The organism is Flocculibacter collagenilyticus, from assembly GCF_016469335.1.
Classification (GTDB): domain Bacteria; phylum Pseudomonadota; class Gammaproteobacteria; order Enterobacterales; family Alteromonadaceae; genus Flocculibacter; species Flocculibacter collagenilyticus.
The window spans coordinates 904,194-926,234 of record NZ_CP059888.1; the positions used below are offsets into that span (position 1 = coordinate 904,194).

At 40.7% G+C, this 22,041-nt stretch carries 24 protein-coding genes, 1 pseudogene and 1 riboswitch; of the genes and pseudogenes, 17 read left to right on the plus strand and 8 right to left on the minus strand.

Annotation, left to right across the window (positions count from 1 at the left end):
* The first annotated feature begins 503 nt into the window (after positions 1-503).
* From HUU81_RS03965 to HUU81_RS03975, 3 genes are all read left to right on the plus strand, one after another.
* Complete coding sequence (locus HUU81_RS03965; protein WP_199610975.1) at positions 504-878, plus strand: YacL family protein; 375 nt, start codon at positions 504-506, stop codon at positions 876-878.
* 204 nt (positions 879-1,082) lie between these two features.
* Positions 1,083-1,421, plus strand: a complete 339-nt coding sequence (locus HUU81_RS03970) for a P-II family nitrogen regulator (RefSeq protein WP_199610976.1) — start codon at positions 1,083-1,085, stop codon at positions 1,419-1,421.
* A gap of 11 nt (positions 1,422-1,432) precedes the next feature.
* Complete coding sequence (locus tag HUU81_RS03975) at positions 1,433-2,821, plus strand: ammonium transporter (protein WP_199610977.1); 1,389 nt, start codon at positions 1,433-1,435, stop codon at positions 2,819-2,821.
* 280 nt (positions 2,822-3,101) lie between these two features.
* On the opposite strand, the pseudogene HUU81_RS17560 reads toward HUU81_RS03975, so the two are convergent.
* Positions 3,102-3,395, minus strand: a pseudogene (locus HUU81_RS17560) (hypothetical protein); the annotation flags it as partial.
* 194 nt (positions 3,396-3,589) lie between these two features.
* The gene (locus HUU81_RS03985) at positions 3,590-4,051 is read right to left on the minus strand and encodes a hypothetical protein (protein ID WP_199610978.1); all 462 of its coding nucleotides are present in this window, start codon (positions 4,049-4,051) and stop codon (positions 3,590-3,592) included.
* A 107-nt stretch (positions 4,052-4,158) separates the two neighbouring features.
* Between HUU81_RS03985 and HUU81_RS03990 the strand changes: the two genes are divergently transcribed.
* From HUU81_RS03990 to HUU81_RS04025, 8 genes are all read left to right on the plus strand, one after another.
* Positions 4,159-5,331 (plus strand): PQQ-dependent sugar dehydrogenase, encoded by a 1,173-nt coding sequence (locus HUU81_RS03990; protein WP_199610979.1) that lies wholly within the window; start codon positions 4,159-4,161, stop codon positions 5,329-5,331.
* Between the two features lie 17 nt (positions 5,332-5,348).
* Positions 5,349-6,467: an S-(hydroxymethyl)glutathione dehydrogenase/class III alcohol dehydrogenase gene (locus HUU81_RS03995; RefSeq protein WP_325071765.1), complete on the plus strand. Its 1,119-nt coding sequence runs from the start codon at positions 5,349-5,351 to the stop codon at positions 6,465-6,467.
* 84 nt (positions 6,468-6,551) lie between these two features.
* Positions 6,552-7,397, plus strand: a complete 846-nt coding sequence (gene fghA, locus HUU81_RS04000; protein ID WP_199610980.1) for an S-formylglutathione hydrolase — start codon at positions 6,552-6,554, stop codon at positions 7,395-7,397.
* Positions 7,398-7,619: 222 nt separating this feature from the next.
* Positions 7,620-8,258: an RNA polymerase sigma factor gene (locus tag HUU81_RS04005; protein ID WP_199610981.1), complete on the plus strand. Its 639-nt coding sequence runs from the start codon at positions 7,620-7,622 to the stop codon at positions 8,256-8,258.
* On the plus strand, positions 8,242-8,730 hold the full coding sequence (locus tag HUU81_RS04010) for a hypothetical protein (protein WP_199610982.1): 489 nt from the start codon (positions 8,242-8,244) through the stop codon (positions 8,728-8,730). The genes HUU81_RS04005 and HUU81_RS04010 overlap by 17 nt, the downstream gene beginning before the upstream one ends.
* A gap of 1 nt (position 8,731) precedes the next feature.
* Positions 8,732-9,145 carry a hypothetical protein gene (locus tag HUU81_RS04015; protein WP_199610983.1) on the plus strand — a complete coding sequence of 138 codons (414 nt, stop codon included), beginning with the start codon at positions 8,732-8,734 and terminating at the stop codon, positions 9,143-9,145.
* On the plus strand, positions 9,142-9,621 hold the full coding sequence (locus tag HUU81_RS04020) for a DUF3106 domain-containing protein (RefSeq protein ID WP_199610984.1): 480 nt from the start codon (positions 9,142-9,144) through the stop codon (positions 9,619-9,621). Before HUU81_RS04015 ends, HUU81_RS04020 begins: the two co-directional genes overlap by 4 nt.
* A gap of 150 nt (positions 9,622-9,771) precedes the next feature.
* Positions 9,772-10,380 (plus strand): MarC family protein, encoded by a 609-nt coding sequence (locus tag HUU81_RS04025; protein WP_199610985.1) that lies wholly within the window; start codon positions 9,772-9,774, stop codon positions 10,378-10,380.
* A gap of 98 nt (positions 10,381-10,478) precedes the next feature.
* Here HUU81_RS04025 and HUU81_RS04030 read toward each other — a convergent pair whose 3' ends face one another.
* From HUU81_RS04030 to HUU81_RS04045, 4 genes are all read right to left on the minus strand, one after another.
* Positions 10,479-10,739 (minus strand): DUF5062 family protein, encoded by a 261-nt coding sequence (locus HUU81_RS04030; protein ID WP_199610986.1) that lies wholly within the window; start codon positions 10,737-10,739, stop codon positions 10,479-10,481.
* Positions 10,740-10,810: 71 nt separating this feature from the next.
* Positions 10,811-11,236: an MAPEG family protein gene (locus HUU81_RS04035; protein ID WP_199610987.1), complete on the minus strand. Its 426-nt coding sequence runs from the start codon at positions 11,234-11,236 to the stop codon at positions 10,811-10,813.
* Positions 11,237-11,355: 119 nt separating this feature from the next.
* The gene (locus HUU81_RS04040) at positions 11,356-12,786 is read right to left on the minus strand and encodes a class II fumarate hydratase (RefSeq protein WP_199610988.1); all 1,431 of its coding nucleotides are present in this window, start codon (positions 12,784-12,786) and stop codon (positions 11,356-11,358) included.
* 94 nt (positions 12,787-12,880) lie between these two features.
* Complete coding sequence (locus HUU81_RS04045) at positions 12,881-13,885, minus strand: outer membrane protein assembly factor (protein WP_199610989.1); 1,005 nt, start codon at positions 13,883-13,885, stop codon at positions 12,881-12,883.
* 152 nt (positions 13,886-14,037) lie between these two features.
* On the opposite strand from HUU81_RS04045, the gene HUU81_RS04050 reads away from it, so the two are divergent.
* Positions 14,038-14,478: a GNAT family N-acetyltransferase gene (locus tag HUU81_RS04050; protein ID WP_199610990.1), complete on the plus strand. Its 441-nt coding sequence runs from the start codon at positions 14,038-14,040 to the stop codon at positions 14,476-14,478.
* A 67-nt stretch (positions 14,479-14,545) separates the two neighbouring features.
* Here the strand turns inward: HUU81_RS04050 and nhaD are convergent, their stop codons facing one another.
* Complete coding sequence (gene nhaD, locus HUU81_RS04055) at positions 14,546-15,790, minus strand: sodium:proton antiporter NhaD (protein ID WP_199611956.1); 1,245 nt, start codon at positions 15,788-15,790, stop codon at positions 14,546-14,548.
* Positions 15,791-16,151: 361 nt separating this feature from the next.
* Between nhaD and HUU81_RS04060 the strand changes: the two genes are divergently transcribed.
* Positions 16,152-16,907, plus strand: coding sequence for a hypothetical protein (locus HUU81_RS04060; RefSeq protein ID WP_199610991.1), 756 nt, complete (start codon positions 16,152-16,154; stop codon positions 16,905-16,907).
* 386 nt (positions 16,908-17,293) lie between these two features.
* On the opposite strand, the gene HUU81_RS04065 is transcribed toward HUU81_RS04060, so the two are convergent.
* Positions 17,294-17,950 carry an EF-hand domain-containing protein gene (locus HUU81_RS04065; protein ID WP_199610992.1) on the minus strand — a complete coding sequence of 219 codons (657 nt, stop codon included), beginning with the start codon at positions 17,948-17,950 and terminating at the stop codon, positions 17,294-17,296.
* A 220-nt stretch (positions 17,951-18,170) separates the two neighbouring features.
* Positions 18,171-18,359: riboswitch (cobalamin riboswitch) on the plus strand.
* A gap of 231 nt (positions 18,360-18,590) precedes the next feature.
* On the opposite strand from HUU81_RS04065, the gene HUU81_RS04070 reads away from it, so the two are divergent.
* The 4 genes from HUU81_RS04070 (at position 18,591) to HUU81_RS04085 (ending at position 22,009) form a co-directional block, all read left to right on the plus strand.
* A complete protein-coding gene (locus HUU81_RS04070) occupies positions 18,591-19,430 on the plus strand; it encodes an ABC transporter ATP-binding protein (RefSeq protein ID WP_199610993.1) in 840 nt (279 codons plus the stop codon).
* On the plus strand, positions 19,423-20,448 hold the full coding sequence (locus HUU81_RS04075) for a FecCD family ABC transporter permease (RefSeq protein ID WP_233520568.1): 1,026 nt from the start codon (positions 19,423-19,425) through the stop codon (positions 20,446-20,448). The genes HUU81_RS04070 and HUU81_RS04075 overlap by 8 nt, the downstream gene beginning before the upstream one ends.
* Positions 20,449-20,514: 66 nt before the next feature.
* Positions 20,515-21,117, plus strand: coding sequence for a cob(I)yrinic acid a,c-diamide adenosyltransferase (gene cobO / locus HUU81_RS04080; RefSeq protein WP_199610994.1), 603 nt, complete (start codon positions 20,515-20,517; stop codon positions 21,115-21,117).
* A 1-nt stretch (position 21,118) separates the two neighbouring features.
* A complete protein-coding gene (locus tag HUU81_RS04085; RefSeq protein ID WP_199610995.1) occupies positions 21,119-22,009 on the plus strand; it encodes a cobalamin-binding protein in 891 nt (296 codons plus the stop codon).
* The last annotated feature ends 32 nt before the right edge of the window (positions 22,010-22,041 follow it).

Consider the following 22,041-nt stretch of genomic DNA (forward strand, 5'->3'; position numbering starts at 1 on the left):
TTCCTTGTCTTTTCGTCCCATCCCGAGACGTCCCTTTAAGTCCCTACATCCTTGTCCTCTACCTTGAGGAATTTCCTGCTCCGTTGAAATGCATAATACGCTGCTTAGATTTGGATCATAGGTATGATAAAAAAATTTACATTGTAAGATTAATTACATACACCATTTGAATGAAGTGCTTCTATACAAATCAATGACTTATGCTTTCCTTTGTCGTTATTTCGATGTAAATAATACGTTATCTCCTGCATTAATGTAGGAGATATCTCACAAGATTTTGGGCTGAAGTCGGCATTAGCCTTTTATCAACGCAGGGGCGTTGTGAAATTATTTGTGTGCGATTACTAAATACTTGATGAAAAGGATAAAAAATAGACAGGTTAATGCAATTAGTTAAGGATTGTAATCAGTATCTTACTAACAAATCTTTATATGCAACTCACTTTCTTTTAAGATCAACGTATCATTGCACACGCTTAACAATTAACATTAAGGTTACATAAGTGGAATACGAATTTCTTTACGACTCAATTACTGGTGGTTTTCACGTTAAGATCTCATCTGAACAAGCTGTATTTGGTCGTTGGTTGTCGGAAGAAATTGGTAAAAGCGCGGATGAGTTGGAAAAAGTGTTTAATGTGATCGACTTAGCAAACGCTAGCCCTCATCAAGAGTTGCGGTTAATTGGCAAAGAATTTACGTTAACCTTGAACCAAATGGAAGCTGAAGTAACAGCAAATGTAATGCAAGCTGATGAGCTTGGTGATGATTACGCAGAACAAGACTTATATGTAGAACTTGATGGCCATGCAGCAAGTTGTGGCATTGAAGACTTGGTGTTATTACTTAACGCTTGGCAAGATTTTATTCAAAATTAACAGGCTTTTCCCAAAATATTGAAGAGTCATCGCGCTGACTAATATTTGCACTGCATTAGTGCGAAGCACTGTTGCCTGATGGTGCATTTATCTTCATCCAATCTTTTATTTAACCCTAACTAATTGTTATCTATAGCTAATTATATTTGGCATAAAACTTCCTCTTTCTTTTTCAAAATATAATCATAAAAAAGGAAGTGAAGAATGAAATTAGTTACCGCTATTATCAAGCCATTCAAACTTGACGATGTAAGAGAGTCTATTGCTCAGTTTGGGATTGAGGGGTTAACCGTAACCGAAGTGAAAGGCTTTGGACGACAGAAAGGGCACACGGAGTTATATCGAGGTGCCGAATATCAAGTTGATTTCCTCCCAAAAGTAAAATTAGAAATTGCGACTCACGATGAAGATATTGATCGTCTATTAGAAGCAATTACTTCCGCTGCACACACTGGCAAAATTGGTGACGGGAAAATATTTGTGACTGAGCTTGAAGCCGCAGTGCGAATTCGCACTGGTGAGTTAGACGCTGAAGCGATATAGGAGGGCAGATCATGGAACAAAATATTTACCAATTACAATTTGCGTTAGATACCTTTTATTTTTTAATTTGCGGTGCACTAGTGATGTGGATGGCCGCTGGTTTTGCCATGTTAGAAGCAGGGCTGGTAAGAGCAAAGAATACGACAGAAATTCTAACAAAAAATGTGGCACTGTTTGCCATCTCTTGCACTATGTATTTAATTTGTGGCTACGCCATTATGTATGATGGCGGCTTATTTTTATCAGGAATCCAGTCATTAGATACTGCATCTACGTTAGATAAATTTGCTCAACGGGAGCAGGGTATCGAAGGTGGTGCAATATACTCTGCTGCTTCTGACTTTTTCTTTCAGGTGGTTTTTGTTGCTACGGCAATGTCGATTGTTTCCGGAGCGGTGGCAGAGCGCATGAAATTGTGGGCGTTTTTAGCATTTACGGTTGTGCTTACCGGCTTTATTTATCCAATGGAAGGCAGTTGGACGTGGGGCGGAAAGGAGGTCTTAGGCTTATATAGTTTAGCTGAGATTGGATTCTCTGATTTTGCCGGCTCTGGTATTGTTCATATGGCGGGAGCTGCTGCGGCGCTTGCAGGAGTATTACTGCTTGGTCCTCGCAAAGGTAAGTATGGGAAAAATGGCCATGTATATGCTATTCCTGGCGCTAATATGCCATTGGCTACCTTGGGTACATTTATACTGTGGATGGGCTGGTTTGGTTTTAACGGTGGTTCAGTGTTAAAGCTAGGTGATATCGCCAATGCGCACTCAGTCGCTCTGGTTTTCTTAAATACTAACGCAGCAGCGGCTGGCGGAGCAATCGCAGCTTTATTGGTGAGTGTTGCTTGGTTTAAAAAGGCCGATCTTACCATGGTGTTAAACGGAGCATTAGCGGGGCTAGTGGTTATTACTGCTGAGCCTGTTACGCCAACCGCTTGGCAAGCATTACTTTTTGGTGCTATAGGTGGTGGCGTAGTTGTTTTTTCGATTATTGGTTTAGATAAGCTTAAAATTGATGACCCTGTAGGTGCGATTTCAGTACATGGTGTTGTGGGAGTGTTAGGCTTGATGTTAGTGCCACTAACTAATGCGAATGCAAGTGTTATTGGCCAGTTCGTGGGAGCACTGACTATTTTTGGCTGGGTATTTATTACCAGTGTGGTTGTATGGGCCGTTATTAAGAAAGTGATAGGGCTAAGGGTCACGCTAGAACAAGAAGTGGAAGGGATTGATAATTCAGAGTGTGGTGTAGAAGCCTATCCAGAGTTTGTGACGTCAATGAAAATGACAGGAAGAAACATGGATAACAGTATTTATTCTGAACTAGTGTCACAAGGTTTTAGCCAACCAAGCGAAAAAGATCAGTCGGGATTAGAGTGGGAACAAAATGCAACCAAAATATAACAAGTTATGATTTTCCATCTTTAGGGTTCGATTTAATATCAATTGCATGGGTGGTAGTGGTTTTTACGCTTGCTGTAGTGTGATGGCTACCATCTTTTGCAATGGTTTCATCAATTTTTTCCTCTACCGTTTGCTGTACTGTTTCTCTAATGGTTTCAGCAGCGGTAACAGCAATGGTTTCTTCAATTTGTTCTTCAATGTTTTTAATAATAGGTGCTTGCTGAGTGTTAGTGGTTAAGGTTTGCTTGGTTTCATCGATAGCATCGTCAATAGCTTCTTGAAAGGAACTCGGGAGAATATCAACCCCGACCCAGCGACCTAATTTTAATGCGATAGGTATGGTAATGGGAGCAAAAGGTAACACGGCGAAAATACCTAATCCAACGCCCTTAAGCAAATCAACAAACTGCTGGTTTGCGGTGCGCATCTCATCCTTGCTTGCTTTACCTTGCGTATATTTCCTGTAGATAGCCAACATTTCACGCGTTTCTTGCTTTTCTTGTGCTAGTGCGTGCTTCACTCTTACCATATTTCGTCGAAAGCTAAGCATGCGCTTTTCTCTGCGCTGCTTCATGGTAGGGCGCGTTACCTGTGACGCTTCAGATTTCGGCTGTTCAGCAGCTGATTGCGAAGGTAAGTTGGAAGGATTGTTTTTCATGGGCGAAGTTTCCCATAAAATGGACAGTAGAAAAAGCTAATTTAACAAAATATTAAAATTTAACTCAATGATTAGTAAAGCTCAGTTCAGCGTTGAGCATAGTAGATAGATTAAGGCTTACTTAATCTACCGAAAATAATACCACCAATGCCGCCAGCAACACATTGAGCCAAATAACCTAATTCAGACCGTACACTTGCTATCAATGTTATATTAAGTATAGGTTGCATTAGGGCAAACATAGCAATAAAACTACATACTCCAGCAAAGCCATATAAGGCGGTAGAATGAGCCGAAATGCGTAAGCTTAAGTATTTCGACATTGCTTTGGCAGCAAAGTACACGCACATAAAGCCGACAGCTAAACCAAGTAAAATGATAGCGCCATAACCAGGAAGTAATCCAAGCCAATCTTGCGCAGTGGCATTAATACGAGTATTCAATGAAATGTTTATATTTAGCGCTGTTAAACGATATAAAACAAATTGGGTATGTAAAACACTAGCGATAGAGAAGCTAACAAACGCCGCGGTAAATAACGCGAATAATGTTTTTTTATGAATGTAAGTCATTGATACTCGTTTACTTAGTTATACTAATCAGGGAATAATAGGTAAAACGTTAAGTGCTATTTATCTTTTAACCATAATAGCGCGAACACATTGATGAGAGAAATTTTATGCAAAACGTTATAAAACACCGCTCCATTGTGACAGCCCTTATTGTGTGCACAGTGATATTAAGTTTCTTCAACATAGAAGCTGTGTCCGCAAAGTCAAACAATAAACCACAAGCCGCGCCAATGCTAGACGCAAAAGCGTTTCCTGCATTTAAACTGGTGCAGGTAACGTCTGGGCTGAGCCACCCTTGGGCAATTGCGTTTTTGCCTGATAATAGGCTGTTAGTGACGGAGCGTTCTGGCAATTTACGAATTGTCGAGCAGGGTAAATTATCGGCACCAGTCGAAAATGTGCCAGCATCGTATGTGCGTAGCCAAGGCGGTTTGATGGATGTTGTGCTTCACCCAGATTATAAAAACAATGGTTGGATTTATCTAACTCACGCATATGGCGATGCGGATAAAAATGCGACACGGTTATTTCGTGCAAAATTAAAAGATAACGCATTAGTTGATGTACAAACGTTATTTACTGTTTCTCCAATGAAAGATACCCCTGTGCATTATGGCGGGCGCATCACTTTTTTACCGGATAACACGTTGGTACTGACCTCTGGTGATGGCTTTGATTATCGCGAAGAAGCACAAAAGCTGGATAACTTACTAGGCAAGATGATCCGTTTAAATGACGATGGCACTATTCCGACAGACAATCCATTTGTAGGACAGGCTGGAAAGCGGGATGAAATTTGGAGCTATGGCCATCGTAATCCGCAGGGGATTGTGTACGACGCACAGCGTAAATGGTTGGTGTCGAACGAGCATGGTCCAAAAGGTGGTGATGAAATTAATATTATTACAGCCGGAAAAAACTATGGTTGGCCAGTTATCACTTACGGTCGTGATTATTCTGGCGCTATTATTTCACCTTACACTGAATATGATGGCATGCAGCAGCCTTTTGTGGACTGGACGCCATCAATTGCGCCATCGTCGTTAACAGTTTATCAAGGCAATATGTTTCCAGAAATAAACGGTGATTATTTAGCGAGTGCACTAAAATATAGAGAACTACGCTGGGTGAAGATGCAGGGCAATAAAGTTGTAGGCCAAGCATCACTGTTAAAAGATTTAGGTGAGCGAATTCGTGATGTAAATGTGGCACCTGATGGCGCTATTTACATTGCTACAGACAGCACCAATGGCAAAATATATAAACTAATAAAACATTAAAAACTAAGGATATTGTTATGATCACAGCGCGTGCAGCCGTTGCCTATGAAGCAGGCAAGCCACTACAAATTGAAACAATTCAAGTGGCGCCACCAAAAGCGGGTGAAGTACTAGTAAAAATAGTGGCGACGGGCGTGTGTCACACCGATGCGTTTACGTTATCAGGCGATGATCCTGAGGGGATTTTTCCTAGTGTGTTAGGCCATGAAGGAGGCGGTATAGTGATGGAAGTAGGCGCTGGTGTAACAAGTGTTGCTCCTGGCGATCATGTCATTCCGTTATACACCCCAGAGTGCGGCGAATGTAAGTTTTGTAAAAGTGGCAAAACGAATCTTTGTCAGGCCATTCGTGCGACCCAAGGTAAAGGCGTTATGCCTGATGGCACGTCACGCTTTTCAATTAATGGTAAAACCCTATATCACTACATGGGCACTTCAACCTTTTCTGAATATACCGTGTTACCAGAAATCGCCGTCGCCAAAATTAATAAAACCGCACCACTAGACAAAGTGTGTTTGCTGGGGTGTGGGGTAACAACTGGCATGGGTGCGGTTAAACATACCGCGAAGGTAGAGCCAGGCTCAACGGTTGCTGTATTTGGTTTAGGTGGTATTGGTTTATCAGTTATTCTTGGTGCTCAAATGGCTCAAGCAGAGCGCATCATCGCCATTGATATTAATGAAGATAAATTTGAAATGGCGAAAAAATTTGGCGCCACCGAGTGTATTAATCCAAAAGATTATGATGCGTCAATTCAGGAAGTTATTGTTGACCTAACTGACGGTGGTGTCGATTACTCATTTGAGTGTATTGGTAACGTAAATACCATGCGTTCTGCACTTGAGTGTTGTCATAAAGGCTGGGGCGAGTCGGTTATTATTGGTGTTGCAGGAGCAGGTCAGGAAATTGCGACGAGGCCATTTCAACTCGTGACAGGGCGAGTATGGCGTGGCTCAGCATTTGGTGGAGTAAAAGGTCGTAGTCAATTACCTGATTATGTTGAACGCTACTTAAATGGTGAGTTCCCGTTAGAGGACTTCGTGACTCATACGATGCCGCTGGAAGATATTAATCGTGCGTTCGATTTAATGCACAAAGGAGAAAGCATTCGCTCGGTTGTACTATTCGATAAATAAACTGCAAAACAATCCATTTAGCCACTTACTTGGTTTCATTAACGAGTAAGTGGTGCCGTTTAGAGCATTTCAAAAGGACTAATCATGAGCGAACTAACGTTAGTTTCAGAAAATAAGTGTTGTGATGGTAAGCAACTACGCTACCGCCATTTTTCTTCATCAACTCAATGCGAGATGACATTTTCGGTATTTTTACCTTCTGGCGCATCTGAGCAAAACCAAGTGCCTGTGCTGTATTGGTTATCAGGGTTAACATGTACCGACGAGAACTTTATACAGAAAGCGGGGGCACAAAAACTAGCATCGCAGCTGGGTATAGCGATCGTTGCTCCAGACACCTCCCCTCGTGGCGACGAGGTGCCAGATGTTAAAGAGAGTTGGGACATAGGCAAGGGCGCAGGATTTTATGTTAACGCAACACAGCAGCCTTGGTCGAAGCATTACAATATGTATGACTATGTAGTGGATGAATTGCCCCGCCTTATTAAAGAAAACTTTCCTGTTAACCATAAACAAGCGATTAGTGGTCATTCTATGGGAGGGCACGGAGCGTTAATTTGTGCCATAAAAAATCCCAACAATTATACTAGCGTGTCGGCGTTTGCACCTATTGCCAATCCCTCGCAATGCCCATGGGGACATAAAGCATTCGGGCTGTATTTAGGTGATAAAAAAGCGGACTGGACAGAATACGACAGCTGCGAGCTTATTAAGCAAAAAGGTATGGCCTTGCCAATGTTAGTTGATCAAGGTGATGCAGATGAATTTTTAGCAGAACAGTTAAACTTCAATAATTTGCAACAAGCGTGCGAAACTGCGGGAGTGAGTGCAGAAATCCGGATGCAACCTGGCTATGATCACAGTTACTTTTTTATTGCTAGTTATATTGATGAGCACTTAGCGTTTCATCATCAATATTTAAAAAGCTAAAATTTTTTATTTTGATGTCAACCAAATGAATGTTGAAACGTTGTAGTAGTAGAACAGCATGAAAATAAGCGCTAATGCTACAGGCTAACGCTACAATTATTAGGAGTTTAATCTAGTGGTGCATTTAAATAATATAGGAAAGTGCAGTGAACAAATTGAATAAGTTTAGGTGTACTGCATTTATTAAATGTAATCTATTGAGCCGAAAGTTTAGCGCTTAAAATGCAATTGAGTTCTGCTAACGAAGCAGCGAAAACACACGATACTGCAAGTGATGTAACAAGCAGTAGCGCTGACATGAATGAGCAGGCTCCGCAGCAGTTGGAGTGGCAGACCATGGCGGAGTTTTTAAGCTATATTGAAAAAAAAGCTTATCGGTTTGCCGAGTTTGCGACTGGTGGGCACGCCGATGCCATCGACTTATTGCAAGACAGCATGATTAAGTTAGTAACGAAATATCAAGACAAGCCAGCGACAGAGTGGAAAGCGTTGTTTTATAAAATTTTACAAAACAAAGTAAGAGACTGGCATCGACAGCAAAAAGTAAAAAACATGCTGTTCTTTTGGCGTAATAGTGATGATGAAACGCAAGAAGAGTGGCAAGCACCGGACGAAGATGGAAGTGATCAGCCCGAACAAGAGTTAGTACTTGCACAACAACAGGAAGCAGTGTTAGCGCAAATTAAGCAGTTACCGGTTAAGCAGCAACAGTGCTTCTTATTGCGTAGTTGGGAGGGAATGTCGGTGGCTGAAACGGCTGAGGTGATGGGCTGCTCGCAGGGAAGTGTAAAGACGCATTACTTCAGAGCAGTAACCAAAATAAAGGCGTTATTGGAGGCGAAGCATGAACAGGCCATCTAACACAGAGCAGAAGCAAAAGGCGAGACCACAACTAACTACCGAGCAAGATGTGCTAAGTGCTGCGAATAATGCACTAAACGCCAGCACCCAGACTATGTCACAAAATGTGGAAAAGGATATTCAGGCTGTACGTGTTAAGGCGCTAAATGCATATTTAACTCAGCAACCTAAAAGGGGAATACTACATACATTACAAAGCAGCTTAACGTTGAAAAATATGACACCAGTAACACTTGCGGTTTGTTTGGGGATCTTAGTACACTACCAGCTTGGCGAGCAGCACTCTCTTCCACCCTCATCTTTCAGTGAAGATAATATTGCAGCTTCTCATGTCGACACTATTCCTCAGTTACCTGCTGAATTAGTGGAAGAAGAATTGCCGTTAGAAGATTTGGCATTGTTACAGGACTTAGAATTTGCTGACTGGTTGTCGGAACAACAAAATACTGATCAAGAAGGTAGGGTGCTTTAGCATGCTATGTTGTTTCTATTCATCCATGAGCACATTGCCACTGTCAGTGTTTGCGTTTTCTCATTCAACTGGAGCTGTATTCGACAGCAGCATAGATAGTGACGTTGCTGACAACAAAGCCCTCGATAATGAAGCCGTCGATAATAAAGCGAAACGCCCTGCACATGAAAAAGATAAATCCAAAATAACTGAGCCAAAACTAACGACAAAACCAACAACCAAACCAACAAAAACTGAAGTAGCCACTGAAATTAACGAAAACGCTAATCAAATGCCAAGCATGGCGTTTTTGGAATACCTTGCTGAGTTAGATGAAGTCGATGGAAAGCTTGTAGGGCCAATCGACTTAACTGACAAGAATAACAGTAGCCAAGGCAAAGTAACCACAACTAAAGAAAAGGAGCAGCAAAAATGAGCATGTTAAGTCGCTTAATTGTACTGCTTCTTGTATTGGTGAGTAGTTTGTTTGCTAACAGCGTATTTGCAGTTGAATGGAAGACGCTAAGTAATGAGCAGCAACAGGTATTAAAGCAGTTTTCTGGTCAATGGGACGCATTACCTGCCGCTAAGCGCGAAAAGTTGGCTATAGGTGCTCAGCGGTGGATAAAGATGGATGCGCCGCAGCGCAATGCTGTTATGGAGCGTTTTAATCAATGGCAAAGGTTATCACCAGAAAAACAAGCAACACTTAAACATCAGTTTAAAAAGTTTAAGGCGATGCCACCTGAAAAACAAAAAAAGTTACGCAGCGCAATGGATGCGTTCAAATCGATGCCTGCCGATAAACAGCGTAATTTGCGCGAACAGTATAAACATGCAAAGAAAAATAAATCGCAGCGCCAGCATCAAAAAAATAAGCAGCATAAGCAAAAACGACCTAGAAGACACTAACTAATCATGTGGTAAAGTTTAGTTGTGTTCCGCACTGATTCGTATCTCATACATACTTAATGTTTCTTTAATAAAATCATCAGCTTTATTGACAGTTTCTAACTTCACGGTCATGCTGAATTAAGTTCGCCGTTAATAAATGAGACTGGCATGATTGATTTTGTAGCAACCTTTATTTTCTTCTTCGCAGTTATCGACCCAATTGGTACGGTACCTGTGTTTATTGCGGTGACCAAGAACTATGACGATGCCGCTAAACGTAAAATTGCATTGTTCGCTACCATTGTGTCAGCAGCTATTTTGTTATTTTTTGTGGTTGCCGGAGAGCTTATTTTAACCGCGATGGGCATTCCACTTGCTGCATTTCAAATTGCTGGTGGCATTGTCTTATTCTTATTTGCGCTTTCAATGATTTTCGGTGAAAGTAAGCCAGAAGAGGAAGTTAAACTTGCGACTAACCACAACGACACCGCCATTTTTCCATTAGCAGTACCGTCTATTGCAGGGCCGGGGGCAATGCTGGCCGCAGTTTTATTAACAGAAAATGCCAAGTTTAATATTTTAGAGCAAGTGCAAACTGCGGGTGTAATGCTGCTAGTGTTATTAATTGTTTACCTACTCATGCTAGGTTCTAACTTTATTAATCGCATCATCGGTAGTAGTGGCGCAAGTGTGGTTAGCCGAGTCATGGGATTAATTCTTACCGCTGTGGCAACCACTAATGCGCTGAGTGGTATAAAAGTCTATTTCAATTTGTAATGTTAGAAGAGTAAGTACTAAGAGCTGTTCATGAATCTGCTACAGCTCTTAGTTAGCAACGTATATTGCTGAGTTGCTTTTAAAATCGTGCTACACAATTACTGCAACAAAGGGTGATCTTTGGGTAATTGTCCCGCAATCCACTTTGCTAGTCTGCGCTTAATGTTCAAACCGTTTTCTTCTTCTGCGGGTAAGGCTGTAATGAGTTTGTCTTGAACTAATAAACGATAAATACATTCTATTTTTTGATCTTGAGAATCAGTAGCACTAAACGGTTTATATTGTCGGTTTTGTGCGTAGGTTTGCCCTACTTGTAATGCTTTTTTTAATAACTCTTTTTCATTCTTCATTTTTTTCATTGATTCTGCTCCTTGTATTGCGTTCCGTTGTTGCCGACTATTCAGTTATATTTTTAGAAGACTGAAAATATTTAAAATAAACGAAGCCCATCTAATTTGAGTAATAAATTAATCCACAAACCCAATATACAAAAACAGCTTAACCAGAAAACACACATACGGTGCAATACATTGTTATAAGTTAGGTGAATATAAGCATGCATAATGCGAAACCCGACATATAGCCATGCTAGCACTAACGCTAAACGCGTTTCTACCCCCATAATTAAGGTTAACGATGCGGCTACATAAAATAATACCGGGGTTTCAAATAAGTTACTAAAGTGATTGCCGGTTTTTGCCACAATATCAGGTATTTGCTTGCCATTATTATCATGCATAAGTTGAAAATACTTTATTGAAACATCACGCTTTTTAACGCTCGTGAAGCGAATATAAAGAGTGATACAGCCCACCGCAAAGGTAAGTAATACCATACTGAACATGGTCAGTAACATAAGAAAGCCTTTTAATGAATGTTAAGTGTAAAAAATTACTGTCGGTCTCATTTTTCATGAACCCATTTTTTATTCACACTTTATAGCAGATTGTTGCTGAGGGCTAAACCTTTTAATTTTTATAAATCAAACGGTTTAGCCAGTTTTTCAGGAGAGAGTAGGCGCTCAAGTTCAGTTTTATTTAACTCGGTCATTTCCTCAGCCACGTCAATGACACTACGACCATCCTTATAGGCTGTTTTTGCAATTTTTGCGGCAAGTTCATAGCCAATAATGGGATTTAAAGCTGTGACTAATATAGGATTTCTTGATACTTGTTGTGCTAATGTTTGCTCGTTTACATTAAGGTCGCTTAATGCCTTATCAGCCATAGCGTTACAGCAGTCACTTAATAACTGGATTGAGCCAATAAGCTTATCGCAGATAATTGGCAGCATTACATTCAGTTGAAAATTGCCTGACTGGTTTGCAATAGTCAGTGTTGTATCGTTTCCCATAACCTCAGCGCACATCATGCTAATAGCTTCCGGAATAACAGGATTTACCTTACCGGGCATGATAGATGAACCAGGCTGAAGAGCTTTAAGCTGAATTTCGGCTAAACCACAATTTGGGCCAGAGTTCATCCAACGTAAGTCATTGGCGTGTTTCATTAAAACCGTTGCTAGTACCTTTAATTGCCCATGTACTTCTAAGCTTGGATCTTGCGAACTTATTCTTGAAGCGAGGTTACTACAACGTGCGAGTTCAGTTTTTGTATTGTGTTGAAGGTGTTTAATCACGCAGTCAGCAAAACGCTTATCACTGTTAATACCTGTGCCAATAGCTGTTCCACCAATCGGCAATTCGCTTAGCCTTGTAATACTTGACTGTATTCGAGTATGGCTTTCTTCAATTTGATGACGCCAAGTATTAAATTCGTCGCCTAATGACAAGGGCATTGCATCCATTAAGTGGGTGCGACCCGTTTTGATGATGGCTTGATATTGCGTGGCAAGGGTTGAAAGGGTTTTAGATAATTGTTGTAAAGCAGGAAAAAGTTTCTGCTGCAAGCAAAGTAGCACCGATAGTTGCACTGCGGTTGGGATAACGTCGTTACTACTTTGTCCGTAATTTACATGATCATTCGGGTGTACTTGGTTATTACCCTTGTCATTAACACCTTTGCTACTAGCACCGCTAAGTTGATTAGCTAAGGACGCTAACACTTCATTCATGTTCATATTACTGCTAGTGCCCGAACCTGTTTGAAATACGTGAACCGGGAACTGATCTAAATGATTGCCAGCAAGTATTTCATCGCATGCTTTACTAATTAAGTCTGCATGGGATGATGTAATGCAATCTAGCTCGCCATTTGCCTGTGCTGCGGCTTGTTTGATGTAAGCTAACGCCATAATAAACAGCGATGGCATAGTGCGTGGCGTAAAGTTGAAGTTATCTACTGCACGTTGGGTTTGGGCTTGGTAGAGCGCTGACTTGGGTACTTTAACGTCGCCTAAGCTGTCTGTTTCGATGCGGTAAGACGTAGTTGAAGATGTGGTAGTCATAGCAGCGCTCCGTATTTGTTGAGTTCTGATTTTTGCCTTTAATTTTTACCCTAAATTAAGTACCGCCTGATTATGTCACTTAGCTGTAGGTACGTTAGAAAGTATAGCCAACAGATATTGATCCAGCCTGTGTATCGTTATCCCCAGCAATGCTTGAGGATACTTCAAATTCAACCGTCCAGTTTTTGTTTAGCTCGAATGAGATATAACTTGCGACAACGCCATAGCTACTACCTGATGACGAGGCGCGCGTACTATTTATGAAATTTGTAGTGCGGCTATTTTTGGGTAAGCGGCTAACAATTTGATTAATGCTTCTACCGTTAATGGCGATTAAGTTAGACTCCCCTGAAATTAAATAATGCCAAGATAGGGCTGCTCCCCAAACAATACCAGCATCAGATGATAACGGGTTGTATAAAGAAAAGTCATAACTCAGATCTACGTATAAATTATTGCCTTTATTGTCAAACGATTGAGGTGGCATTAAACGTGGCGGGTGTTGTGGCGGTGCAAAGCGTACTTGATGTTGCTCCCAGTCACTGTATTGCAGGCCCGCTGAAATACTATGGTAAGTGCTGCTTTGTAGTGTTGTATCACCAAATGGTGACGAATTGCTATCTTCACCTATCCAGCTATACCCCACACTACCGAAATATGATGGCGCACGAGTGTCTTCCTTAAATGGTTCATGCTTTCGGTTAGATAATATTAAGTCGTCTTGATAAACCGAGTAACCGAGTTGATAAGACCATTGTTCGTTAAAATAGGTTGTTGAAAGCCCGTAGCTGTCTTCGTTGTAATCGGCTTGCGTTGGCAGGCTATTATCCAAAGTCAGGTCTGCATCGTCACTATATTGGCTTAAATAAACATTAAGAGACCAATTTTCGCTTGGCTCAAATGACATCGATAAGCTTGAACCGCGAGGCTTGAAATTAACTACTTTTTCACCAACATCGGCCGACAGCTCTGTTTGCCCAGCACTGACAAATACACTTGCAGCTGAAGCATTTACACTCGTTAGGCTGAGTGAACATAAAGCAATAATAGAAAGTGACAAGGTTGAATAAGCAAGGAGATTTGGCGATTTTATTTTCATGATTTACTATTTTGTATTCTTAGCTGCAGGTAAGTTGTCTAGGGTAAATGATATTAATAAATGACGTTAGTATTTTTTATCAATCCACACATAAATAAATGTGGCTAAGAATAGGAAAGTGCATATTTAATAGGAAATTAAAGGAAGGTTAAGTGATATTTCGCAGAGCAAAATTACACGATATTGCAGAGATGTCTGCCATCAGGCTGGCTGTTAAGGAAAACGTGTTAATAAACCATGACCGTGTTACACCTCAAATGTATGAAGATTACTTAGAAAAATTAGGAGCGGGTTGGGTGTGCGAGTTAGAAGGAAAAGTCGTGGGCTTTAGTTACGCTGATAAAGTGGAGTCTGCAATTTGGGCACTGTTTGTATTACCCGAATATGAAGGACGCGGCATTGGAAAGCAGTTAATTAATCTTGCCGCAGAATGGTTATTTCAATTAGGTAAAGAAGCAATTAACTTATGGACAGAGCCAAACACCCGAGCCGATGCTTTTTACAAAACCCAAGGTTGGCATCGGGGGAGCGTTAATGATGATGGTGATGTTAAATACACATTAACCCATCCATGCGGGCAGAACATTAGCTAATGTTACCGCTGTAAGAATACAGTCATCCTCGCTGTATTCTTACAAGGCGTATGCAAAGTGTATCAGTCTACAAATAAATATAATTCGCCAATACTACCGTTAAGCCATAACCTAGTGTGTAAGCGGCAAGCAAAGCGGGAATATATTTTGAGTATGATAAGAAAGTAATCTCCTTCATTTTGCTCATGGCAATAATCCCGGCGGCAGAGCCGATAACTAATAATGAACCTCCCACACCAACCGCATAGGTTAAGGCTAACCATTGTGGTGTTGATAACATTGGCTGAGCTTTAAGTAGGGCTGCGGTAAGCGGTACATTGTCTAATAACGCTGAGCCCATGCCTGCGGCATAGCTAGAAAACATAGGGTCGAACTGCGCGTAAAGTTCAGTAACAAGGTGAAGTACGCCGATTTCTTTTAACATCCCAACAAGTAATAAAATGCCTAAGAAAAACAGTAGAGTGTCGTACTCAATTTGGCGAATATACTCTAAAATTTGGCTTTCTTCTTTGTCGGTACGGTAAATTCGGCCAACTAAAAACATGACTGATAAGCCCGTTAAAAAGGTAAGCACTGGCGGTACGCCAAACAATACATTCATCAGCATGGTTAAAACGATAGTGCTAAAGAAAATCACGGCAATTAAAATATCCACGGTTTCAACATTGTGCTTTGCAGGTTGCGTAACCACTACACCTTTTGCGCCAAACGAAAAGATAATGGCTAAAAAGAGTACGCTTAGCGCCGCAGGGATTAACAATAAAAACAGCTGAGACATTTGTACATGCCCATCAAGGAAAATCATTAATGTGGTTACATCGCCGGTAATTAATGCAACACCACCTGAGTTAACCGAAAAAACCACTAAAATAGCCATTTTCAACTTGGTTTTAGCGTCAATATTAAAGGTTTGTAACAACGTAAGAGAGACCAGTGTAGCGGTAACATTGTCGCAGATTGCCGACATTACTAACGAAAACAAGGCAACCCAAATCATTAGCTTTTTAGTGGTGGTTTTAGCAGGAAAAAGTCGCTGCACTGCCATTTGAATGACGCCCTTGGCGTTTAGGTATGCAACAAACGTCATGGTCGACATTAAAAATAACCACAGTGTTGCTATTTCTAGCAGGTTTTCTTCTAAGCTGTGATTGATGTGGGGGTGTTGGCTTGGATTGCTGGTCACGAATAATGTTATCCATGCGATACAACCAAAGAATAACGTAGTTTTAGCTTTGTTAATGTGTGTCACTTCTTCAAAAACAATGCTGAGCAATGCCAGTACGGCAATGGATAATAAAAATATTTCAACCATATTCATCATATTTTTATGTACTTATGTTGTTATTGCTATAAAGGGAGGGCGTATTTTTCGGCGCGACTATACAGGATTATTTGTTGGATTACACAGCAGCTGGCGTTTTTTATTCTTCGTTAATAATCGATTTTCCTTATTATTAGTAATGTTATTTTTACAGGCATTAATGGTGTCTGAGATTAGTTCTGGCAAATTAGTTTAGGGCTAGTGAAAATAAAAAGTATTTTTATTTAAAGTTTCTTTGTTTGAAGGTAATGTTGGGGATTCCTTTGGGAGTTAAATTGAACGTATCAGAAGTAGTAAGTTAACTGGTTCATTTACATAGCAGTCAAAATAAATTCACTTTTAAGGAAATTGAATGAAATACTACTTAATAACTCTTGTGTTAGTTAGTCATACACTGTTGGCAAAAGATGCCGCTTGTTTGGATAGGAACGTATGTGACAGAGGAGGCTATCTAGCTGAAGCATTTATAGCCGTTGAAGAGGGCGTCGGTACACTTAGCGATGCTCAGCAAAAGTTGTATCGTGAAGTGTTAAAGTATAATGAAACGGCTCACCACATAGTGAGGCATAGGCTAGTAAAATTAAATGATAATGCATTGCTATCAGTAAAGGCGCTAGCGTCCGATGTTTTGTCTGAGGCAATAAAAAATGACTTAACACCAAGCCTTAGTGACTCTTATACTACCTACAATTTAACTAAAGATGAAAGTTTAAATACCCCTATAAATCTTAGTTTAAACTTTTTCGAAGATAGGACCATCAATCGTGTTTACCTAAAAACAGTTACAACAAAAAGTAGTTTGATTGATAATTCTCCAGTAATACATATTTCTGCGAAAACATTTGATGAGCGTAGCGATTACTTTTTATCAATGAGCTTTCGAGAAGAAAAGCTGTCGAGTTTGAGTATGGCATCAGGTTACAGCTATGCATTAAAGCATTTGGATGGAGAGCTTTATGTTTTGTTAGTACGATACACAAGGCTCACTAACGATGCAGTTGCACCTGAAGTTGAGCCTGATAGTCACTCGATTGATATTTTAAAAATTCAGAATAAAGCGAAAGAATTTAATGAAAAGATGGAGCGTGAACGCGAAAAGGGAGCCTAAAAGCGAAAATATGACCCTGTAACAGATTTTGTGTAACCGTCGTTTATCCTAATGAAAAAAGCTAACTTCAGCAGGAAGTTAGCTTTGCTGGCTATGCAATTGATTAAAATAAGGAGATACCAACTACTTATTTAACGCATAAATATTACAATGACTGAAAAGCTTGGCTAAGTAGCGAATTATCAGTAATACGACGAATAAGCTGTCACTTTGCTTTCAGTAGAAATTGCGCTCCATCGCTGTACTTCTCCTTGAGCATCCATTCTGTGAACATCCCTTTTACTACCACTATTTAGGTGTAGTTAATCCCTTTAAAAACGGCGCTAGTAACAGTTGCAACAGGCTGAAAACTAGCGCCAACATGAAAACCAGATTAACAGTGTTGGTTATAAGCCATCACTCATTATGTTGTCGTTTAGCGTTTCTTTTATACAGTGCTTCATGGCGCGTTTAGTGCCTTTAAACTGTTGGTGATGGTCGCGAATTTCGGTTTTTGTTACTAACTCGTCTTCATCGGCATCCAGCTTTTCAAATTTTTCGGTGGCTTTAGCTGTTGCGGCTGCTTGCGCTTCGCTTAAGTCAATCATGCCGTCGCTATTAGTGTCTTTGCTGTCAAAGCGCGCTTGTGGGGTTTTAAAGTCGTCAACACTAGGAATTTGAATGGTCGTTGAGCCTAACTCTTCTTTTAAATCGGTTACACATTGAATAATGTCTTCGGCATATTCGGTTAAATCTGCACCACCACGGCGGGTTGCTGTATATTCTTCAAACGATACTGAACCATTGTCGTCAGCATCAACGCGTTCTAGTTTCTTTTCCGCTTTTAATTGAGCGGCAGTTGTCATTTCAGTTAAATCAAGCATCCCATCTTGGTTGGTATCAACTTTCATGAATTTATGCATACCGCCTTTACCTGGGCCACCATGCCCACCTGCTTTAGCATGAGCTGGCGTAGATACAAGCAGTGTCGTGCCCATAATGACAAATGCAGCGCCAACGACTAGGCTAGCCGTTGCTGAATCGAAAGATAGTTTTTTAAACATAATACGCTCCTGATAGATTTTATTATCTCAACGGTATTTAAATGCGGCTGACTTCATGTTGGCGCGCTTTCAAAAACATCGAGTATGTTGGTGTATTCAATAGTTCAAACGAGGCAGTTACGGTTTGGTTGACATAGAAATCAAAAAAAATTTATTTTTTTAACTGGTCAGAGGATGAAAGTGCGTATAGCGCTTGCTATTTGTACGGATAAGTCGATAATTCGCAGCATAAACTGTTGATGCCAAATTAATTGGCGCTGGGAATGTGGTGAAAGGCCACAACTGTACCCGCAACTGTATACAGAGCAGCGTATTAATCATTATGTTATTAAGAACCACTGGCAATTGCTGGGAAGGAATACGCCGAGAAGCTGTAAGTCAGGATACCAGCAGATAGTTTAAAGCCTTCAAGGGCGTGTAAACGTTACTTAAATGTTCGAGCGGGCTACTCGGCGGTTTAAGATCTATTACTACTAATTTATTTTGGCTTGAAAATGCACAAAGTATGCATGCTAAAGTTTAGGCGTGAGTAATACATCTTTGTCCGTTTTACGTGCGCATCTTATAGCGTGTTTAATGATTAAAACGAGCAATAGGTATAACTTACTGTGCTAAAAAATAAACTGGCTAAGATAGTTTGATGAATACAATATCTTCTGCTAATTCTTCTTGCGCTATATTGAGTGTCGACCAGCTATGTTGGTTCGCTGGTAAAAAGCAAGTGCTCAACGGTATTACGTTTACTATCGCAACAGGCAGTTTTACTGGCTTAGTCGGGCCTAATGGCGCGGGAAAGTCGAGTTTATTGCGTTGTTTGTATCGCTTTCATCAACCTGCTTCAGGTGATATTTCTTTTAACAACAAATCTTTATCACACTGGTCTGCAACTGACTATGCCAAACAAGTTGCCGTTGTACTGCAAGAAACCCCTTCACAATTTAATTTAACCGTATTTGATGTAGTGGGATTAGGGTTAATTCCGCATAAAAGCATGTTTAGTAGAGTGTCAAAACATGATTTGCAGCAGATTAACAGCGCTATCGAACAAGTTGGGTTGCACCACAAGGTGGAGCAATTATTTGAACACCTTTCTGGTGGAGAAAAGCAGAGGGCATTAATCGCTCGTGCAATTTTACAGTCGCCGCAACTCTTAATTATGGATGAACCCACAAGTCACCTTGATGTGAAGTATCAAATACAAATTATGGAGTTGGCGAAATCCTTAGGTATCACCGTCATTGCGTCATTTCATGACTTAAACTTGGCCTCGGCGATGTGTGATAATTTATTAGTAATGAAAGACGGAGCATTAGTTGCTCAAGGTAAACCGATAGAGGTGATCACGTCTGACATGCTTTCAACGGTTTTTGGCGTTTGTGCCGAGGTATCACAGCATCCGCAGCACCACGCACCGCATATCACTTATTTTTACAATTACCCAATGCAATCAGCGCCTTCACAAGGAGGCGGGCATGTTTAGTGCTGCTATGGTGAATCGGTCGGCACATTTGCCAGCGTTGGGTTTGGTTATTGGGTTTGCGTTGCTCAGCGTATTAATGGCACTGTGTTTGGGTGCAGTAACTATCCCCTTTCAACAAGTACTTGAAACCTTTGTTAACCAAGCCGTGACCGACAAACCCTTGGCATTCTACGAGCGTATTGTGTGGGATTTACGCTTACCGCGAACATTATTAGCGTTTCTGGCGGGGGCTGGGTTAGCTATAGCTGGACTTATTTTACAAACGGTAACGCGAAATCCATTAGCAGATCCTTATTTATTTGGTATTTCGTCCGGAGCTTCATTAGGCGTAGTGATTACAATTGCGTTAATCGGCAGTAGTGCGGGAGGCGCTATTTCAATAGCGGCATTCGCTGGTAGTTTGGGGGCTATGTTTTTATTGATAGCAATTACCAGTAGGCATGCAAACTATCAGGTAGAGATTATGCTGCTGGCGGGGGTCGCACTTTCTTTTTTGTTTAGTGCGCTAACAAGCTTATTGTTGTATTGGACAGAGCCACAAGCGGTAACTGCTATTTTGTTTTGGACATTGGGCAGTTTTAGTCGTGCTGACTGGTCTGGATTAGTGTTTCCTACGCTTGTGGTGGTGGCTTGCTTGGTATTTATGGTAGCGAGCCGAAGACAGCTAAATGCCTTGTTACTAGGAGACGAAAGTGCAATTACCTTAGGGATAAATGTTAAACAATTTCGTATTGTGATGCTGGTATTAAGCTCATTAATTACGGCAACCTTGGTATCCATTTGTGGTGGTATTGGTTTTGTAGGACTCATGATCCCACATATTGTGCGCTTTTTTATTTCGCAGGGTTCTGCACAGGGAATGTTAATGACGGCACTAGTTGGCGGTGTATTTATGGTATGGGTAGATGTATTGTCGCGCACATTATTGAATAATCAAGAGCTACCTGTGGGTATTATAACAGCCGCAACAGGCAGTATTTTCTTTTTAGCATTACTGTATCGAAAGCGTGCAGAGTAAGACAATTTATTGCTCAACTTTAATAAAAACAATATAAATCAAGTATAAAAATTACAGGGCATTAGTATGACGGATTCCAAAAAACAAGATAAGCATCAAGAAAGACAACAAAAATTAAAAGAAAAGGTAGATGCTCATGTTGAATCATCTCAAATAGAAAAAGGCATTTTCCAAGTTATTACAGGTAATGGTAAGGGCAAGTCTACGTCAGGTTTTGGCGTTGTCACTCGTTGTGTAGGCCATGGAAAAAAAGCGGCAGTTGTGCAGTTTATTAAGGGGATGTGGGAATGTGGCGAGCGTAACTTATTAGAAAAGTCTGGTGTGCCGTTTGCCGTCATGAAAACAGGCTTTACGTGGGAAACACAAAACCGTGAAACCGACACGCAAGCGGCTCAAGAAGCGTGGCAGCAAGCAAAAAAATGGTTAGCGGATGACGCTATTGATGTCGTACTGTTAGATGAATTAACGTATATGGTGACCTACGAATATATTGACTTAGATGAGGTGCTTACAGCGATAGCAAATCGTCCTAGTATGCAGTCAGTGATTGTGACAGGTCGTGCTGCTCACAGAAAGTTAACGGATTTAGCAGATACAGTAAGCGAAGTTCGTAATGTAAAACATGCGTTTGATAACGGCATTAAAGCGCTGGAAGGTTTCGACTATTAATATGCTGAAATACTCCGTACTGAGTACTTTGCTCGCTTTAGTTATCAGTGTATGTATACCTTTCAATGATGTTAATGCTTCAGAGCTAACTGAGCATGAGCATAAGCAGCGTATTGTTGCCTTGTCTCCACACATTGTAGAAATGCTGTTTGAAATTGGCGCGGGCGATCATATTGTCGCTACTGTGGATTATGCTGATTTTCCTGAGCAGGCTTTAAGTATTCCTAAAGTTGGTGGCTTTTACGGTGTGCAGATAGAAAAAATCATTGCCTTACAGCCTGATCTGGTGATTGCTTGGAAAACAGGTAATCAAGATAGTGATATTGCTAAATTACAGCAATTTGGCATCAAGGTTGTGTTTAGCCAACCAAAGCAACTGACCGACATAGCCAATGAATTTAACATGCTGGGCAAGTTAACTGGGCATCAGGTTGAGGCTACTCAAAAGGCCAAAGCATATTTAACCTTGTTAAATCAGATTACCCGTGATTACGAGTCTAAACAATCGTTACCTAGCTTTTATCAGTTGTGGTCAGAGCCAATGATGACTATTAATCGCAACACTTGGATACATCAATTAATGCAGCGTTGTGGTGCAAGTAATGTGTTTGCGCAGAATACTGCCGACTACCCACAAATTAGTATCGAGAATGTCATGCTAGCGCAACCGCAGTTAATTATTATTCCTGATGAACGTACGGATAAACCGCAGCCCACAATTAATTGGCAGCAATGGCCTGAAATTCCTGCGGTAAAACATCAGCGCTTTATTAGTGTTAATGCAGATTTATTACATAGATTTAGTTTTCGTATGTTGGATGGCTTAGCAGATATGTGTCAGCAAATTGATAACGTACGCAAAACAATAAACGCGGTTAATCAACAGCAGTAATGTTACTAAACTGATTAACCATTCTTGGCTGC

Excerpts from the sequence above, each read along its gene's own strand:
- HUU81_RS03970 (WP_199610976.1), top strand. The coding sequence starts at position 1,083 with ATGAAATTAGTTACCGCTATTATCAAGCCATTCAAACTTGACGATGTA.
- HUU81_RS03975 (WP_199610977.1), top strand. The coding sequence starts at position 1,433 with ATGGAACAAAATATTTACCAATTACAATTTGCGTTAGATACCTTTTAT.
- HUU81_RS03985 (WP_199610978.1), bottom strand. The coding sequence starts at position 4,051 with ATGACTTACATTCATAAAAAAACATTATTCGCGTTATTTACCGCGGCG.
- HUU81_RS03990 (WP_199610979.1), top strand. The coding sequence starts at position 4,159 with ATGCAAAACGTTATAAAACACCGCTCCATTGTGACAGCCCTTATTGTG.
- HUU81_RS03995 (WP_325071765.1), top strand. The coding sequence starts at position 5,349 with ATGATCACAGCGCGTGCAGCCGTTGCCTATGAAGCAGGCAAGCCACTA.
- fghA (WP_199610980.1), top strand. The coding sequence starts at position 6,552 with ATGAGCGAACTAACGTTAGTTTCAGAAAATAAGTGTTGTGATGGTAAG.
- HUU81_RS04005 (WP_199610981.1), top strand. The coding sequence starts at position 7,620 with ATGCAATTGAGTTCTGCTAACGAAGCAGCGAAAACACACGATACTGCA.
- HUU81_RS04010 (WP_199610982.1), top strand. The coding sequence starts at position 8,242 with ATGAACAGGCCATCTAACACAGAGCAGAAGCAAAAGGCGAGACCACAA.
- HUU81_RS04015 (WP_199610983.1), top strand. The coding sequence starts at position 8,732 with ATGCTATGTTGTTTCTATTCATCCATGAGCACATTGCCACTGTCAGTG.
- HUU81_RS04020 (WP_199610984.1), top strand. The coding sequence starts at position 9,142 with ATGAGCATGTTAAGTCGCTTAATTGTACTGCTTCTTGTATTGGTGAGT.
- HUU81_RS04025 (WP_199610985.1), top strand. The coding sequence starts at position 9,772 with ATGATTGATTTTGTAGCAACCTTTATTTTCTTCTTCGCAGTTATCGAC.
- HUU81_RS04030 (WP_199610986.1), bottom strand. The coding sequence starts at position 10,739 with ATGAAAAAAATGAAGAATGAAAAAGAGTTATTAAAAAAAGCATTACAA.
- HUU81_RS04035 (WP_199610987.1), bottom strand. The coding sequence starts at position 11,236 with ATGTTACTGACCATGTTCAGTATGGTATTACTTACCTTTGCGGTGGGC.
- HUU81_RS04040 (WP_199610988.1), bottom strand. The coding sequence starts at position 12,786 with ATGACTACCACATCTTCAACTACGTCTTACCGCATCGAAACAGACAGC.
- HUU81_RS04045 (WP_199610989.1), bottom strand. The coding sequence starts at position 13,885 with ATGAAAATAAAATCGCCAAATCTCCTTGCTTATTCAACCTTGTCACTT.
- nhaD (WP_199611956.1), bottom strand. The coding sequence starts at position 15,790 with ATGGTTGAAATATTTTTATTATCCATTGCCGTACTGGCATTGCTCAGC.
- HUU81_RS04060 (WP_199610991.1), top strand. The coding sequence starts at position 16,152 with ATGAAATACTACTTAATAACTCTTGTGTTAGTTAGTCATACACTGTTG.
- HUU81_RS04065 (WP_199610992.1), bottom strand. The coding sequence starts at position 17,950 with ATGTTTAAAAAACTATCTTTCGATTCAGCAACGGCTAGCCTAGTCGTT.
- HUU81_RS04070 (WP_199610993.1), top strand. The coding sequence starts at position 18,591 with ATGAATACAATATCTTCTGCTAATTCTTCTTGCGCTATATTGAGTGTC.
- HUU81_RS04075 (WP_233520568.1), top strand. The coding sequence starts at position 19,423 with ATGTTTAGTGCTGCTATGGTGAATCGGTCGGCACATTTGCCAGCGTTG.
- cobO (WP_199610994.1), top strand. The coding sequence starts at position 20,515 with ATGACGGATTCCAAAAAACAAGATAAGCATCAAGAAAGACAACAAAAA.
- HUU81_RS04085 (WP_199610995.1), top strand. The coding sequence starts at position 21,119 with ATGCTGAAATACTCCGTACTGAGTACTTTGCTCGCTTTAGTTATCAGT.